At 36.3% G+C, this 17,063-nt stretch carries 12 protein-coding genes; 10 read left to right on the forward strand and 2 right to left on the reverse strand.

The window, feature by feature from the left end; genetic code table 11:
- The first annotated feature begins 156 nt into the window (after window positions 1-156).
- The 8 genes from KZP23_RS17390 to KZP23_RS17425 all read left to right on the forward strand — a co-directional run bounded on the left by KZP23_RS17390 (window position 157) and on the right by KZP23_RS17425 (window position 11,279).
- Window positions 157-1,395 carry an RES family NAD+ phosphorylase gene (locus KZP23_RS17390; RefSeq protein ID WP_226333057.1) on the forward strand — a complete coding sequence of 413 codons (1,239 nt, stop codon included), beginning with the start codon at window positions 157-159 and terminating at the stop codon, window positions 1,393-1,395.
- A 199-nt stretch (window positions 1,396-1,594) separates the two neighbouring features.
- Window positions 1,595-5,878, forward strand: a complete 4,284-nt coding sequence (locus tag KZP23_RS17395) for an AAA family ATPase (protein WP_226333058.1) — start codon at window positions 1,595-1,597, stop codon at window positions 5,876-5,878.
- A gap of 526 nt (window positions 5,879-6,404) precedes the next feature.
- Window positions 6,405-7,952 carry an IS21 family transposase gene (gene istA / locus KZP23_RS17400; protein WP_226332541.1) on the forward strand — a complete coding sequence of 516 codons (1,548 nt, stop codon included), beginning with the start codon at window positions 6,405-6,407 and terminating at the stop codon, window positions 7,950-7,952.
- Window positions 7,953-7,981: 29 nt separating this feature from the next.
- Window positions 7,982-8,707 carry an IS21-like element helper ATPase IstB gene (gene istB / locus KZP23_RS17405; protein ID WP_226332542.1) on the forward strand — a complete coding sequence of 242 codons (726 nt, stop codon included), beginning with the start codon at window positions 7,982-7,984 and terminating at the stop codon, window positions 8,705-8,707.
- Window positions 8,708-8,833: 126 nt separating this feature from the next.
- Entirely contained in the window at window positions 8,834-9,172 is a 339-nt protein-coding gene (locus KZP23_RS17410) for a hypothetical protein (protein WP_226333059.1), read from the forward strand.
- 649 nt (window positions 9,173-9,821) lie between these two features.
- Window positions 9,822-10,298 carry a nucleotidyltransferase substrate binding protein gene (locus KZP23_RS17415; protein ID WP_226333060.1) on the forward strand — a complete coding sequence of 159 codons (477 nt, stop codon included), beginning with the start codon at window positions 9,822-9,824 and terminating at the stop codon, window positions 10,296-10,298.
- A complete protein-coding gene (locus KZP23_RS17420) occupies window positions 10,295-10,606 on the forward strand; it encodes a nucleotidyltransferase family protein (protein WP_226333061.1) in 312 nt (103 codons plus the stop codon). Before KZP23_RS17415 ends, KZP23_RS17420 begins: the two co-directional genes overlap by 4 nt.
- A gap of 202 nt (window positions 10,607-10,808) precedes the next feature.
- Window positions 10,809-11,279: a JAB domain-containing protein gene (locus KZP23_RS17425; protein WP_226333062.1), complete on the forward strand. Its 471-nt coding sequence runs from the start codon at window positions 10,809-10,811 to the stop codon at window positions 11,277-11,279.
- A gap of 709 nt (window positions 11,280-11,988) precedes the next feature.
- Here KZP23_RS17425 and KZP23_RS17430 read toward each other — a convergent pair.
- On the reverse strand, window positions 11,989-12,621 hold the full coding sequence (locus KZP23_RS17430) for a DUF4136 domain-containing protein (protein ID WP_226333063.1): 633 nt from the start codon (window positions 12,619-12,621) through the stop codon (window positions 11,989-11,991).
- Between the two features lie 290 nt (window positions 12,622-12,911).
- Entirely contained in the window at window positions 12,912-14,645 is a 1,734-nt protein-coding gene (gene aceK, locus KZP23_RS17435; protein WP_226333064.1) for a bifunctional isocitrate dehydrogenase kinase/phosphatase, read from the reverse strand.
- A 459-nt stretch (window positions 14,646-15,104) separates the two neighbouring features.
- Here aceK and KZP23_RS17440 point away from each other — a divergent pair, with 459 nt between their 5' ends.
- Both KZP23_RS17440 and KZP23_RS17445 read left to right on the forward strand, forming a co-directional pair.
- On the forward strand, window positions 15,105-15,734 hold the full coding sequence (locus tag KZP23_RS17440) for an NUDIX hydrolase (RefSeq protein ID WP_226333065.1): 630 nt from the start codon (window positions 15,105-15,107) through the stop codon (window positions 15,732-15,734).
- A 77-nt stretch (window positions 15,735-15,811) separates the two neighbouring features.
- Entirely contained in the window at window positions 15,812-17,062 is a 1,251-nt protein-coding gene (locus KZP23_RS17445; protein WP_226333066.1) for a DUF819 family protein, read from the forward strand.
- Window position 17,063: the final 1 nt, after the last annotated feature.

The following is a 17,063-nucleotide window of genomic DNA, read 5'->3' on the forward strand; positions in this document are numbered from 1 at the left end:
GTATTAACTAAATTTATCTGTCTAATTTTAAACTGTCCAAAGAATGGGAAGCCTTCACTGGGAAAGGGATACTTAAGGGGAAAGCTTTTTCCCCTTAAGTATTTTTGGAGGTTGGAGCTTGAAAAATCCAGTTAACTCATATAGTAAAATATACTCATGGAAAATAATAAATTAATATATAGGGAACTAAAGAAAACTCAAGGTCTGTACCCGTATTTCTCTAATATCAAAAGAGAAGAGGGGAACCTGATCTTGTGTTCCGATTGTTTTCATGACGAAGGTCTCCGTTTGGATGCATACAAAATTGGAATACACAAAGACATCAAGTGCCAAAATTGCTCGTCGAGCAATGGAAGAAAGCTGACAAGGCAAATTGTACGGGAATTATGTTACAGGTTTTTCGTCCGTGGAACGATTGAGCGCTTTGATTATGGTGGATTTCCTCTGGTACAAATGAATGAGGAGCGATATAATGATACTGATATAAAGGTGTCTAAATGGCTTTCTGAAGATGTGAAACTTATTGAGCAAGCTGGAGAAATTGGCTTATTCTATTACAGTCCAAGATTTTGGATGTTCGGAGAAATCGAACCACTTAAAAACCTTCAAAGTGAGGTAGAAGTTGAAAAGGTTTTAGGACGTATTTTAAAACTTTATCCAAAACATATTTTAAACCAAGATCATTCGTTTTATCGAATTAGAGTCAATCCAGATACTCCATATAACTTTCCTGAGTATGACACTCCACCGAAAGGATTTGGAAGTGGAAATAGATTGAATTTTGATGGAGAACCCATTATGTATGCATCTCCGGATCTTGAACTCTGTATTCATGAATGCCGCGCAACCGTGGAAGATGAACTTTATGTAGCGAAACTCGTTCCATCACAACCTTTAAAAATGTTAAATCTTGCGGCACTAGTTTCAGAAGAAGGGGTAGATGAATTTACTAGTATAGATTTAGCTGTTCATTTTCTGTTCTTAGCTCCTAAACACGCTTATCCTATTTGTTCTCGAATTGCGCAATTTATCAAAGAACAAGGATTTGATGGTATTATATTCCCTTCTTATTTCAGCCATTCAAGAACTGGGGCAATTCCTTTTGAAACCATTTATGGGATGTCTATACGTCGCATCCCTCCTATGAAGAAATATGCTGAGTCACAAAGTGTTCCGAACATCGCTTTATTTGGATGGCCTATTAAAGAGGGTAAAGTGAAAATTCATTCTATAAATAAAGTTATAATTAATAATATTAAATACGATCTGTCTTTTGGGCCAGCTTATCATGATGGACCAATCGATAAATCACGAAAGGATAATTTTTTTGAACAACAAATGAATTTTGAATTAGAAAAATTCATGAAAGTATTTAGGTCGGACCAAGATGAATAATTATGTTTAGTTGAGTTGAACACGAAATTCGGAAATATGGGGATGGCTGTTAATTATAAACTCCATATATTACACAGTATGATGGTTTTATTGATAGTCAAGAACCGCTGAACATAAAGTCAGTCTTTCACTTATTAACAGAAAAGTGTTTAGTCTCTAGAAGTTCTAATTAAAATTTATCACATATTTTTAAATCAACATGATTGATGAATGGCTATATCTTGTAAAAAAATTTAGTATCGCAGGAGCGAGACACAAATTTGAAGAGATTTGTGCTAGTCTGTTCAAAAGAAAATTCCCTAGTCAAAATGTAAAGTCAGTGCGGGTTAGTGTTGGTGATGGAGGGATTGATATTTTTATAGGTAAATTAGGAATAGAGCCAATCAAAATTGTTCAATGTAAATTTTTCGTAGATGGGATCAAGGATTCCCAAAGGTCCCAGATTAGAGAGTCATTTAAGAAAATTATTACATCTGATGATTTTATGCCAAGTCAATGGATATTGTGTATTCCTGAAAAACTAAGTATTAGCGAGCATAAATGGTGGTCGGATTGGAAGAATAGGCAAATCGCCAATTACAATTTATCCCAAGAATTCATAGAATTATATGATGGGGAAGATCTTATTGAAGATTTAAGAAAATATGATTTTTATAACGAGGTTTTTGACCACGACTATCGAACTGCTATTAATGAAATTCATGAAGTTGTAGTTTCAGGGAAATTGGATTTAGAACATGAACTTAGGTCTGCATCCTTCTTTGTTAGAGATTTAAAGAATTATTTTTCCAAAAACACTAATACTCATGTTTCTAGAAAAGAAACTATTGAAATTTTTACTTGGATAAATAGTGATTTACCAGGCAAAAACAAGTACGAGAAATTACTCATAATTAAAGGTCTTAAAGGAGTAGGTAAATCCACCATTATTAGAGATTCATATTTCAAATTATCGAATCAAAATGATCTTTTAATATTAGCTATAAAGTGTGATCAATTTTATGGTATAAGCTTGAAGGACCTCTCAAAAAAACTCTTTAATAATGTAAATTCATTTCAAGAACTATTTTATACGATTTCTAAGCAAGAAAAAAAGCTTATTGTGTTTCTTGACCAGTTAGATGCTCTTTCACAAACTCTTTCTTCAAATAGAGAGTATTTACGTACCTATGTAAAGTTGATCTATGAATTAATAAACTTAAAAAATGTAAGGATAATAATCTCTTCCCGAAATTTTGACTTAGAGTATGATGCTGATCTTCGAAAAATAAATTCGGAGTCAGGGATAAAAAGAATTGAGGTTGGATCCCTTTCTCCAGATGAGGTAAATAAAGTGTTAAAATCTCTTGGAATTAGCGTTAAAAATCAAATGCTGATTAACCTTCTTACTACACCATATAATTTAGAGCTATTTACTTTAATCCCAGATCTTGAGAAAATATTACAATACGAAGAAAGGATTCCATTATCTAAGCTTTACTTAGAGTTGTGGGGGCAAATATTGGTTAATAGAGAGCTTAATGTAATTGATTGTCTTGATGTCGTGGTAGAGCGTATGTATAACGCACATCCCAATTTAATAGATCAATCTTATCTCAAAGAGCATCAACCAGAAATAGATTACTTAATATCAAATGGGATAATTTTAAAAAATGAAAACAAGCTTTCCTTTTTTCATCAATCATTTTATGAACATTATTTAGCTCGTTGGTTTGTAGAGTCAAAAAAGGATTTGATCGAGTATATTTTTGATGAAGATCAAAACCTATATATCAGATCTTTGATTAAACAGGTTATTGAATACTTACGTGAAGTAAATCATAACGAATACATAGACCTATATCGTAAAGCGATTAATAGTGATCATATCAGGTTTCACATAAAATTCCTATTCATTTTACAATTTGGGCTAGTTGATATGCCTACCCATAAAGAGAAAAGAATTCTCATAGACATTCTCCAAAATAAATATGGTAAGGTGTTCTTAGATGTGGTTAATTCAAGGGGATGGATTTATTTTTTAATTACAAATTCTCTTATTCCTGAAAATGAGAATGAAACTTTTCAAATTCTTTTTAGAAACATTAACTATCACCCTTATTTAATACTAAGCTATTTAGAAAATTCCTCATTTGAGTCAAAAGAAAAGATGATAGCCGAACTTATTCCCAATATCAAAATTTGGGACCAAGACCTATTGCCTTTTTTTAATGAATATTACTCATTTAACGATAATACTGAGATATGGTATTTCGAAACATTAAAGAAGATAGCTCCTCTAGATTTGAATTTTGTTTTGGAAAAAATCCGACCAGTGGTCATCTCTGAAATGAACCGGCATCACAAACCTTTTAAATTTGATTATAAGTTCGCTAAAATAATTGATCAATTATACCAAAATAATCCTAAGAAACTTTCTGAATTTTTATTGTCAATCTTTTTGCAATATCTAGAGGATACAAAATCACTTTATTTCAATGATTATCATGGTATTGAATCTGAACTTCTTGGATCAAATCATTATGATAATAGGTTGTACTACAAGGATAGTGAAGATGAAAAATCAATAGAGTTCTACCTTCTTAAGTATTACCGTAACTGTGGGGAAGAGGAAGTAGAAAAAATGATGGATAGTCATATTGAATCAAATTATATCCAACTACTTATAATAATTGCAAAGCTTCTTCAAGAAAGAGTGAAGGAGTTTACCCATGAAGCTTATCGATTTATTTTAATTATTGATAAAAAAAATGGATTTAAAGGGCCAGATGATTTTTTTCAATTAAATATGCGTAAGTTAATAAGTGGATCTTTAATTAATTTCAATATCCAGCAATTTTTAGCAATTAAAGAGATACTACTTACTATATCTAACCCCTATGAGATAGTTAAATATACAAATGAAGGAAAAAGGAAATTATCGCTTAAACTAGGTTTAAAACAATACCTTTTTATTAAAGCTTTGCCAGATGGTATCCGACAAAAAGATATAGAACTAAAAAGGAAATATCAAATGTTTAGTCGACGGTTTGGGGAAGTTGATTATAATAAAGCATTTGATAGACCTAAAAGTAGTTTTGGTCCGGCTAGGTCTCCACTTTCTAATCCAAATTTTGATAAATTCGGTCATCAGGCATGGATTAATAGCATGAGAAAAATAGATGAGAACTTTAAATCCGATGACTTTTTCAAAGGAGGGTTGTTAGAACTTTCAAGGTCATTTAGTGCCACTGTTAAGAAAAAACCCGATTATTTATTTGGACTTATTGTTAGGCTTTTTAATGAAAGAGGTATTTCTCCTTCATATATTTCTCAGGGTATTTCCGGACTAATTGATGCCGAATTTGATGGGAGTAAAATATCGGAGCTAATAGAAAAAGAAATTAAGCTGGACCTAGATAAAAGCCATACGCTCTATGCCGTATGGCACACACAGTATTTAATTGATTTATCCCTAGTATCTGAAAAAATCATCAATTTTTGGGTCTCGACTGCTAAATCATCACTATACTTGGATGATGTATTAAACCCTAATGACCCACTAATGGATTTTATTAATACTCCAAGAGGAGCAGCGATTTATAGTTTGATCCATTCATATATGTACCCACAATATAAAGAGTCCATTTTTTCAACCATTGAATTTGTTATTAGTCCAAAGAATAATCCTTCATCAACAATTTTAGCTGGGATTATGACAAATTTAGGGCTACTTAACCATCTTGATATCGAGAGATCTTTTTTGATTTTCCAGAAACTCATTGCACTTAAAAGTCCCATAATACTTAAACACTCAATAATGTCCGCTCAATATTTCAACAATGTGTTTCATGATAGGATGGGTTTTTATTTCGAAGAAATGCTTTTACATGAGGAATTATATGACAAATGCTACTTTTTTATTAGTAGCTGGATATTTGACCATATCAGTGATTACGAAATGTACGATAACTTCATAAATCTTGGAGAAAAGTCCATTAAGTGCGGAATCGAAGTAGCCGAGGAACTCTTAATTAATAATGGAAAAATAAATACCAAAGCAATAGAAGTATTAGAAAGATGTATGAAGTATCCTGATATTGATATATCAAACGACCTTTCGGGATTGATTTTAAGAAAATTTAAAATTGAAAATTTTCGGGAGCTCTACAGCTTTATTGAGAAATATATAAGTACTCCTCATTTCAGGGATGATCCTCAATATTTGTTTGATTTTTTGCTAGAATGCTCTGCTTTATATCCTACAGAATGTTTGGCGTTATTAGTTGATATGGATGTTCCAGAAAATGTTGATATAAGAAAAAGAGCTTTCAATGGCGATGAGTCTTTGGTTCTTATCCTATCCATTTACTCTAAATTAAGACTAAAGCCATTTAAATATTTGGACGAGCAAAATACTGCTTTGGATGTATTTGATAAACTATTGCAGGTACCTTCAATTCGAAACAGAGCTAATGATGCTTTGGATAAAGCTTTAAATTAATTTAAGTGGATATCTTTCCCAACGTTTAATTGTATGGCAAAATAAGAAGCGGCATAATTTTTTTGTTTTTTGGGCTAATAGTTTTAAGTGTTATTATTATGGTCAGCTTGATTTACTTTTTTAATAATCAATGAGGTTGGGTTGGCGGTGTTGCCTTTGGTATGTTATTACGATACGTGGCGATTTTATGGGGTGAACGAATTAATGCTAATACCATTAAAAGAGTATTATCTGAAGCTTATATTTCTCTAGGTAAATGGTCAGATGCAACCCTTTTGTATATTCCGATTCATGTTGACCACCTGTTCCAGTGATGCTGACCACTTTTTTCCGATGATGTTGACCACCCCCCTTCTGGGTATCAACTTTTGTCGAAGGGTAAAATTCCGGTGATATTGACCACTGTCAATCCGGCCATGTTGACCACCACTTTAAGTGGTCAGAATGGCCAGAATGACATTATTGACCACCTTTAATTTTTCAGTTATCGTTTCCTTTACGGTTGATTTAAAACCAACCGTAAAGCATGGCAGGAAAAACGATAACCATGAGTAATCTCAAACAGATAATTCGCCACCGTGACAACGGAATGGCACTGCAGACCATCTCCAAAACCTTGGGAATTGCCCGGAACACGGTCAAGAAGTACCTTCAGCTGATTGATTCCAAAGGTTTTTCTTACGGAGAGCTTTTGTCCATGAATGACGAAGAGCTTGATGCCCTACTTTCTGATCCGGACCATGTTTCAGGGGAGCGGTACCAGGAGCTTATATCTTTTTTTCCCTATATGGAACCGGAGCTTAAACGGACCGGTGTGAACCGTTGGGTCCTGTGGGGAGAATACAGACAAAAACATCCTGACGGATACAGTTACTCACAGTTCTGTGAAAGCTTCAGGCAGTGGCGTACCGGTCTATCTGCCAGTATGAGAATTGAACATGTTCCGGGAGATAAATTCTATATAGACTTTACGGGTGATAGGCTGTCCATAGTAGATCCTGTAACAGGTGAACTCACTGATCTGGAAGTGTATGTTGCCACACTCGGAGCCAGTCAATACAGCTATGTAGAAGCCATTCCCTCCCAAAGAAAAGAAGACTTCATAGCAGCCACTGAAAATGCTTTACATTACCTGGGCGGTGTTCCCAGGGCCCTGGTGCCCGACAACCTCAAAAGCGCGGTCACCAAAGCCGACAAGTATGAACCGGCCATCAACCCCGATTTCCTGGACTTTGCCAACCATTACGGCTGTGTGGTCTTTCCGGCAAGGAGCAGGAAGCCGCAGGACAAGGCCTTGGTGGAAAAGACCGTCAGCATTGTCTACAGCAGGATATACGCCCCGCTCAGAAACAAAGTTTACCATGACATCAATACACTGAATGCGGATATACGGCACTACCTCAATATCCATAACAATACCCCTTTCCAGAAAAGACCGGAAACAAGGAAGGAGCTTTTCGACAGGGAAGAAAAGGGAACCCTGGCCCCCCTGCCTGCCGAAAGATATGAACTCAAACAGTTCAAGTATGCCACCGTCACTAAAACCTCCCACATATCCCTGAACCCTGAAAACCATTATTATTCTATTCCCTACAGGTATATCGGCAAAAAAGTCAAGGTTGTGTACTCAGCCAGTTACGTTTCTGTTTTCTACGATGGGGAAAGGATCGCTTTTCATAAAAGAAGCCTTAAGGAGCGCGGATACACTACGGTCCAGGACCATATGCCTTCAGCCCACAGGTTTGTAAGTGACTGGAACCCTGAATTCTTCCTGAACTGGGCAAAAGGGATACATCCTGAAGTCCGGCATTATTTACAGGTTATCCTCGACAGTTACCCGTATCCGGAACAGGCCTATAAAAGCTGTCTGGGGATTTTGGGATATGATAAAAAGGCAGGCAGGGAAAGGCTCATAAACGCAGTAATACGTGCCAAACACTACAACACTTATAATTATTCGGTCATCACCAGAATACTCAACAGCGGGATGGATTCAATCCCTTTAGATACTGAAAACAAGTCCGATAAATCAGTTGACCACGAAAACATAAGGGGAGCGGAAAGCTTCAGGTAATTATCAAACATATAACCGATCACACAATTATGACACAGAGCATCGCATTGAACCAGATGTCCAAAATGAAGTTTCACGGAATGATGGAAGCATACAAAACCATTCTGGACAGCAACAAACATCATGATCTCAATCCCGAAGAGCTTATAAACCATCTCTTGCAGGCAGAATGGGAAGAAAGAGAGAACAGGAAAATCAACAGACTGTACAAAACGGCAAAGTTCAGGTACAGTGCCACTGTTGAAGAGCTTGAGTTCTCTCCAAACCGGGGGCTGGATAAAATGCAGGTCCTCAGACTTGCTGATATGTCCTTTATTAAACGAAAAGAAAACATACTGATCACAGGAGCAACAGGGGCCGGCAAAAGCTACATTGCTTCGGCCCTGGGAAACCAAGCCTGTATGCAAGGGGTCAGAACCCAATATTATAATACCACCAAGCTGTTCCCGAAACTCAAAATGCTGAAAGCTGACGGCTCATATATCAAAGAGATAGCGAGAATAGAAAAACAGGATTTATTGATCCTGGATGACTTCGGCATTCAGCAACTGGATGAAATGGCAAGAATGGCCCTGCTTGAAATCATAGAAGACCGCCATGGAAGGGCTTCAACAATAGTGGTATCACAACTTCCGGTTACAAAATGGTTCGAAACCATAGGTGACAGTACCATAGCCGACGCTGTTCTCGACAGACTGGTGCACACCGCACACAGAATCGAGCTAAAAGGAGAATCAATGAGAAAAAAACAATAACATTAACAGCCTCCAAACGGTAACTGAAAACCCTAATTGAAAGGGTGGTCAGGATGACCGGATTGGTGGTCAAGATCATCGGAATATACACTTTCCAGGATATTCATAAATAAACTATCAGCATATTTGGATAAACATTATAAAAAAGAAGCAGTTGATTTACTTATGGAGGGAGTTAAAAATAAAGGGAAAAATGAGATCTCAGAAATAATTATTTCCTCCACTATTATAGGAGCCTTCTTTTTATCATGGTTGGGTATATATTTAGGCACGATCGAAAAAGAGTATTTCGAAATGATCTCCTTACTTTTGTTTATTATAATTGTACCAAGTGTTTTTTATTTGGTTCCTGGAATTTTACGAAGTAGAGACCATCTAATCTCAGAAAAGGGAAATTGGGATGAGCTTTATGATATTTTGGTTCAAGTTAAATTGGAAAGAATGAAAAGGGATAACAAGGAGTAATGATTCTACTTTTTATTCATTTATTTGACAATGCTTCGTAACTTGTTTGGCTGAAAAGTTTTTATAAGTTAACATGGCTAAATAATCCTTTTTTCTACTGACTGGGTGAGAATGTTAGTTCACCGTAATATTCTAGGAATTTGAATTCACGTATCCTGATTTTATAATTGTCGCTAGGTTGTTGAAATATATAATATTTCCAAGAAATAATTGACCTGAAGGCAACGTATCCCCAAGACATCCCCTAGGTATATGTTAGAAAGATACTAGGGAGAGGGGAAAAAATAGAAGGGTATTAGCCAGGAGTAATGGGGCTTGAGATGGCTGAAATTAGCTGAGTCGGAGACGCTGGTTTATGAAGTCCTGCACCTGTGCGCCGTGGCGTAGCTCAGCTGCTAGGACAACGGGGAACATGGAGGAGACGTAGTGGGAACGTTCAAATTTTATCTCTGTTTATCTCATTTGTTGTAGATAGCTGATTAAATCAGCACATCCCAAAATTGAAGGATGATCTTTTCAAGCTAATTTAGATTTTTATCCGAACAGCATGATTTTTTTTGAGAGGAGGAACGCATTAATTCCGATTCTTTTTTGATTAAAAAAAAGGTTCTACTTTTGAATTGATGGACCAATAGATAATTATTTGAATATGTCAAAAGATATTAGATGGGAGCAAAGGTTTTCTAACTATAATAAGGCCCTCCTTAAGCTTGAAGAAGCAGTGAAGTATATTAGGGAGAATTATTATACCAATGGTGAATATGATGAGCTACTTTTCGAAAAGGGAGAGGATATTGTTAAAGAAGGTTTGATCCAACGATTTGAATATACCCATGAATTGGCTTGGAATGTAATGAAGGACTTCCTAAAAGAAAAAGGGAACAATGAGATATATGGATCCAAGGATGCTACAAGAGAAGCTTTTAGTACTGGTTTGATTACTGAAGGAAAAGTATGGATGGAAATGATCCAAAGTAGGAATAAAACTTCCCATACTTATAATGAAGATACTGCTCAGGAAATTTTTTCAAAAATATTAGAGGAGTATTATCCTGAGTTTTTAACTTTTAAAGTAATAATGGAAAATAAACGTAGTGGGGAGCAAAAAGACATTTTTGAAAGATGAAATTTGGTCTTTTAAAAGAGGAAATAGCATCTATTAACAAGATATTTTCCGAGTACCCAGCAATATCTAAAGTTATTCTATACGGTTCCCGTGCCAAGGGAAATTTTCGTCCAGCGTCGGATATCGATTTGACAATTGAAGCCGAAGGTTTTGATCTTAGTGACCTGTTTGACCTAGAAAACAGATTGGATGATATGCTTTTACCTTATAAGATTGATTTGTCCATAAAGAAACATATTAATAATCAGGAACTATTAGATCATATCAATAGGGTAGGGAAAATTTTTTACATAAGAAATAATGCTTAGAAGAAAAGGGATAAAGCGTTGAATATTATTTCATTAATCATGATACAATTTAGCTTTTGCGCTGCTGAAGCGGCCAAGAGCTTACGGCATAAACACGAGGCTTCCCGCAAGTCCCTCATTTATTCCGTTGCCACTTGGCCTTGATTGCCCTCAAGCTGCGATGGGTACCATAATTAATTTCTAACCATTAAATCGAAATGTTATGGATACCAAGAACAAAGACATCGTTTCCAGTCAAGTAGCAGAAATCGTTCTGAGCTATCAGCCGAAAATCAAATTGTCCGATTTGCCAAAAATCACTTCATCCAAAGAAGCTTATGAACTTTTAATTGATAATTGGGATCAATCCAAATTGCAATTTATCGAGCAGTTTAAAGTGATGTTGTTAAATCGGGCTAATAAAGTCCTAGGAATCGTAAATATATCTACTGGAGGTATATCTGGAACTGTGGCTGATCCCAAGTTGATTTTTGCGAGTGCTTTAAAGACCAATAGTTCAGCTATCATTCTAAGCCATAATCACCCTTCTGGAAATAGAATCCCTAGTCATGCAGATAGTAAGCTTACCGAAAGGGTAGTGGAATTGGGTAAGCTGATGGAACTGCCCATAATAGATCACATCATTGTAACATCAGAAGGGTATTATTCCTTCGCAGATGAAGGAGGGCTGTAAGGCCCTTTTTTTATTATATCATAAAAATTGTGAATCGATTTGAAAGCTGTATTCGATGGTTCGAAAATTTCTGTATATTTGTGGTATTATGGAAAAATCTAGGCCTTAAAATAAAATTGAGAGCAATTAGGTGATAGAATAATCTTAATATGTTGTAATTAACTGGTTTTCAGGTTTTTATATTTATTGGTTCGAATCCCGCCACCCCGACGAGATTCTTTATTAAACCCTCCTGATGATAAATTTCAGGAGGGTTTATTTTTATACACCTATTTTTCCTTCATTAGCTTCTGCGATTAGTAGGATCAATCAATATTTTGGGGGCAAATATTATAGTATAGGTTTTAAATATTTAAAACCTATACTATAATCGTTCAATGCTGACCTAGTTGAAAAGCAACAAAAACATATGGGCTACTGTATGTTTATCTGTGGACAAATAATATCGACCACAGATAAAAAGGATGAACACTGATATTTGGTTATATGCTTGGGTTTGTAAGGTTTTGATCTGCCTACATCTATAGTGTTAAATAAGTGCTGTCTTACGACAGAAGGTGGGGAAATAAAAATTTCGTCGTATTGATGTAGCTGTCAACTTTAGGAGCGGAATTATGTATATTCTAAAGCAAATTGAAACCGTAGACCCTATCTACAAAAAAAAATCCCCACCTGCTAGATGGGGATTCAAAAAGTTATGGATCAATAGCTAAAAGGTGTAATTATTTGTAACCAAGCGGAATTGGTTCATTACTTTATAGGTGGCTCTTGTAAGATCAAGATTGATGCTTGGTGAATTAACATCAAAATTTGCTGCTGTGTATCCCTGCCATATGGTTTTGTTTTTCTTGTAGTCGATTACATAAATGATCAACATCCCCTCATTCTCATAGTATTTGATATTATCATAATCTTCGCCCACTTCTCTTTCTTCTTCATCTTCTTCAAGGACCTCTATCCCCCTTTTTTTCATTAATTCCTCTTTTCGTTCTTCTTCCTTAAGGATTTCCAGCCCTCTTGCCGACAACCAGTTGTCGAACTCAGGTTGTACATAGCCTCTGTATCGGACTTGGCTAATGAACAGTTTGTAATAAATTAAAATATCCGGTTGTGAAATCTGATGCTTAAATCCTTGGGAATTTAACCTGGAAATGATGGTTTTATCGATAATAGGAATATGCTTTATCGAATCTGTTCCAGTATCCTCCATAAAGGCAAATGTTTTGTACTTCTTAAAATTGCCCCTGTAATCGTAATCGTATTCTGCTACAAAATCTTTAGAGGAAAAGCATGATGTAAATAACAGGCCAGCTAGGATAATGAACCATTGAGCTTTTTTCATTTTTCAGGAATTTAAAAGATCTAAACAAACATGATAAAGCAATTTGTGGTAGTAAGGATGGAGTTTCATTGCTTTCCATAAAAGGAAAGTTTATATATAACCGGGAAGAAAATCAATTGTTATAAATTTTCTTACTCGACTTACTGAATATTAGTCAATTAACTCCAATTATCCAAAATATACGATATAAGAATTACCTTGGATTATGCCTAAAAAAAGTATTTTATGCCAGTGGCTTATTTGGATATAAGCCATTCCTGTTTAGATGCGAATTCCCCCTAAAAATATCCTTAAACGGGTTCATGTGGCCTAAATCTCATATAGTCAGGATAGGGAAAGGCATGGATAAACTCTCCGTTTTCGATGCGTTTTTGGATGTTTCTCCAGTGTGCTGGATCGAATAGATCTTTGTGGAAATCGAGAAAATAGGGTTTTACATCTGCTCGACCAATCATGAACCGTCTAAAGTCTTCCGGAAAGACATCATTTTTGGCAATTTCGTACCAAGGGCTGGCGGCATAGATTTCTTCAAAGGTCCTAGGCTTGGGCTTTTCCCTGAAATTCATTTGGGTCAAAAATTCAATTTCATCATAATCATAAAAAATGACCCTTTTCTGTCGGGTTACGCCAAAATTCTTTGTCATCATGTCCCCAGGGAAGATATTGGCTTTGGCCAATTGTAATATAGCGTTTCCATATTCTTCCACGACGATCTTAGCATCTTCCAAACTGCAATCCTCCAAGTACATATTTAAGGGAGTTAGTCTCCGCTCTGTATAGAGATGTTTGAGGATCAGCGTATCATCTTTGATTTCAATCAATGAATTGACCGTGTTTCTCAGTTCTCTTAGTAAGTCGGGATGAACGCGGTCAAGCGGTAACTTGAAGTATTCAAATTCATGGGTATCAGCCATCCTACCGACCCGATCATGGAGAGATACCAGTCGGTACTTGTCCTTGACTTCCTGTCGCGTCATGTTTTTTGGAGGATCAAAACTGTCTTTGATCATTTTAAAAACTATATTGTAAGAGGGCAAGGTAAAAACAGTCATCACCATGCCTTTGATCCCCGGTGCCAGGGTGTATTGGTCATCACTTGTATTTTGATGGTTAAGAAAATCACGATAAAACTCTGTTTTACCATGTTTATTGAAGCCAATGGCGTTATAAAGTTCATAGACCTTTTTATGGGTAATGACTGAATTCAAAAATGCGACTATCTGGGAAGGAATTTCAGTTTCCACCATAAAATAAGATCGTGTATAGCTAAATGCCGCACTCATCAGATTGGGATCAAATATCAAGGTGTCTACAAAAACACCATTGGGCCCATGCATAAAGGGAATGATAAAAGGCATCCATTTTCCTCCCAAAAAGGTTCTTCCGATCAAATAAGCTGCTTTGTTTCTGTAAAAAACCTGCTTCAAGACTTGGGTAGTGGTACTTTTGTCTACTTCATAGCGGGTAAGGATGACTTCCCTAATACTTCTGACCAAGAATTGTACGTCCTTTTCCTTCTGAAAGTAGGGGGCTTTAAAATCAAAATCTTCCAATATTTTCCGGATGATTTTTTGAACTCCCCATGTGGACGGATAGTTATGAAAGAGATTTTCCTGAGGATGAATTTCGCAGGAGTCATAGCCCTCCAAGACAAACATTAATTCTTCATCAATGGACAGCTTGGCAACTGACTTTCTGATTACAGAATTATAAAATGATTCTGCCAACTCCTTATCATTTCTTTCATTGATCGTTTCTGAAAAAGAATGTTTGACAGCTAGCCAATAATGACGGTCATTTAAGTACTCACCATAATTGACCTTACAAATTTTCACCACTTCATTCACACAGTCTTTGTAAAGTCTTAACCTTTGTCTTTGATTAAGTTGAACACCATCCCAATCTCTTTCCCTGAAATAAATCGGCGCCCGTTTGGTATACTCATTAAATGAATTGATGTATTTGATGTATCCGTTTATGATTTCGTCGACGACTAGTGGTTTTTTGGTACTTGCTCTAAACATATTGTTGATTTATCTCCTAAAGCCTAACCGAAGTTAATTAATTCATCAGAAATTAGCTGAACTACAATAAGCTATATCATTAATTTTTGAAAATAACCCCATTCTTGAAAAGCTTTTAATTTCTTATTAAACTCTTTGTTCTTAAAACAAAATATAATTTTATTATTATTTGGTAAAATCATATTTGGAGAAATATTAATAGGGAGTGCTGATCGGGTTTTGGATAAATTATTTCTTCCGCAATCGATTGTTTGTAGAATGCAAATATTTTTATACCTTTCCAACAAGTTATCCAATATATTGGATAACTGAACAATAGGTTTAATAGGTTTGATAGTATAAAAAGGTCCGATTAATAATCGGACCTTTTTTGTGGAGCCGTTCTTGATGCAGTCACCTATTTTTGAATTATCCCTGAATATTGTTTGTTTAAACCAACAAATAGCAGCATTTATTTCCATGGAATTATTGAAAATAGTTAAACATTTAGAAGCAAAGCTTCATGGACCATTGCCTGGAAAAAAAGGACAAATCCTAATGGCTCCACAGCCTTTGGATGAAGCAAGATTTGCCAACCATGACGTAAAAAATGCGCGGAGAGGAGCCGTAATGATCTTGCTTTATATGAGCAAGGGAGGCTGTATGGTTCCCTTTATCAAAAGACCTGAATATGAAGGCAACCATAGTGGGCAGGTTTCTTTTCCTGGTGGTAAATGGGAAGAAGAAGACATTGACTTAAAGGAAACAGCATTAAGGGAAACCGAGGAAGAAATAGGCGTGGACAAAAAACAGATAACCGTCATCGGGAAAATGTCCAATTTGTATATTCCTCCAAGTAATTTTCTGGTCACACCTTATATTGGTTTCTCGGAAAAGACGCCGATGTTCCGCCCAGACCCAAGAGAGGTCAGTAGGATTATCCACAGTGACTTCTCTGCTTTGATGGACAAAAAGAATATAAAAGAAACTTCTTTTGAACTAGCTTCAGGTTTCCAACTAAGAGCGCCATATTTTGATATAGAAAAAGAAGTAGTTTGGGGTGCTACTGCCATGATTTTGGGAGAACTAATGGCCATTTGGCAATCATAATGGCCGGGTATTATATTTTTTTTTAAGCTAGCTTTTGCTTGTTTTGTAGTACTTTAAATTCATTTAATTTATTATACATGCAGGAATCTACTCCTTTGATCAGCAATGATGCTGTTGTGCTAGGTCTTCTTTTTGGTATTTTAGCATTGGTTTTTGGGACAGCTAGCAGTAAAAGACCATTCTGGAAAAAGTTTTATAGGGTAGTACCTTCTGTACTTCTTTGTTATTTTCTTCCTTCGATTTTCAATACCTTAGGAATTATTTCAGGAAGTGAATCCAAACTTTACTTGGTCGCGTCCAGGTATTTATTGCCTACTTCATTGGTTCTCTTGACCTTGAGTATAGATTTCAAGGGTATCATAAAACTAGGTCCCAAAGCCTTGATCATGTTTCTTTCCGGAACTTTGGGGATTATTCTGGGTGGCCCTATTGCCGTTTTATTAGTTTCTATTTTTGATCCCTCCGTTATAGGAGGGGTTGGTCCTGATGAGGTTTGGAGAGGTCTGGCTACAGTAGCAGGCAGCTGGATAGGCGGTGGTGCTAACCAAACGGCCATGCTCAAGACCTTCGGTGCTAGCCCTGAACTGTTCAGTTCTGTCATTGCCGTGGACGTAGTGATCGCCAATCTATGGTTGGCATTTTTACTTTTCTGGGCGGCAAATCCCCAAAAAATAGATAAGATATTCAAAGCTGACAGTTCAGCTATCGAAGAGCTACAGAAAAATATACAAGCATATCGGGGCAGTATTATGAAAATCCCCAATATGGGTGATACCTTCAAAGTATTGGGGGTGGGTTTTGTGATTACAGGAATTTCCCATTGGATAGCAGATTATGTGGCGCCTTGGATAGGAAACAATTATCCACAGCTGCAAAAATATGCCCTGGATTCTACTTTCTTTTGGATAGTGGTGATCGCTACTTCAGGGGGACTAATCTTGTCCTTCACCAAGGCACGGAATTTGGAAGGAGTGGGGGCCTCACGTTTGGGCAGTGTTTTATTGTATGTACTGATCGCCACAGTAGGCATGCAAATGGATCTGTTTGCCATTTTGGATAACCCATCTTTGTTTATTGTTGGGGCAGTTTGGATGCTTGTTCATATCAGTATAATGCTAATAATTGCGTATCTTATAAAAGCACCTTTCTTCTTTGTAGCGGTTGGTTCCCAGGCCAACGTAGGGGGAGCAGCTTCAGCACCGATTGTAGCTTCAGCCTTTCATCCATCTTTAGCCCCAGTTGGGGTATTGTTGGCTGTATTTGGCTATGCCGTTGGGACTTATGGTGCGTATATTTGTGGCTTATTATTACAATTCGTATCAAATTAAC

It is taken from the genome of Echinicola marina (genome assembly GCF_020463795.1).
Lineage (GTDB): Bacteria > Bacteroidota > Bacteroidia > Cytophagales > Cyclobacteriaceae > Echinicola > Echinicola marina.

Excerpts from the sequence above, each read along its gene's own strand:
- KZP23_RS17390 (WP_226333057.1), top strand. The coding sequence starts at position 157 with ATGGAAAATAATAAATTAATATATAGGGAACTAAAGAAAACTCAAGGT.
- KZP23_RS17395 (WP_226333058.1), top strand. The coding sequence starts at position 1,595 with ATGATTGATGAATGGCTATATCTTGTAAAAAAATTTAGTATCGCAGGA.
- istA (WP_226332541.1), top strand. The coding sequence starts at position 6,405 with ATGGCAGGAAAAACGATAACCATGAGTAATCTCAAACAGATAATTCGC.
- istB (WP_226332542.1), top strand. The coding sequence starts at position 7,982 with ATGACACAGAGCATCGCATTGAACCAGATGTCCAAAATGAAGTTTCAC.
- KZP23_RS17415 (WP_226333060.1), top strand. The coding sequence starts at position 9,822 with ATGTCAAAAGATATTAGATGGGAGCAAAGGTTTTCTAACTATAATAAG.
- KZP23_RS17420 (WP_226333061.1), top strand. The coding sequence starts at position 10,295 with ATGAAATTTGGTCTTTTAAAAGAGGAAATAGCATCTATTAACAAGATA.
- KZP23_RS17425 (WP_226333062.1), top strand. The coding sequence starts at position 10,809 with ATGGATACCAAGAACAAAGACATCGTTTCCAGTCAAGTAGCAGAAATC.
- KZP23_RS17430 (WP_226333063.1), bottom strand. The coding sequence starts at position 12,621 with ATGAAAAAAGCTCAATGGTTCATTATCCTAGCTGGCCTGTTATTTACA.
- aceK (WP_226333064.1), bottom strand. The coding sequence starts at position 14,645 with ATGTTTAGAGCAAGTACCAAAAAACCACTAGTCGTCGACGAAATCATA.
- KZP23_RS17440 (WP_226333065.1), top strand. The coding sequence starts at position 15,105 with ATGGAATTATTGAAAATAGTTAAACATTTAGAAGCAAAGCTTCATGGA.
- KZP23_RS17445 (WP_226333066.1), top strand. The coding sequence starts at position 15,812 with ATGCAGGAATCTACTCCTTTGATCAGCAATGATGCTGTTGTGCTAGGT.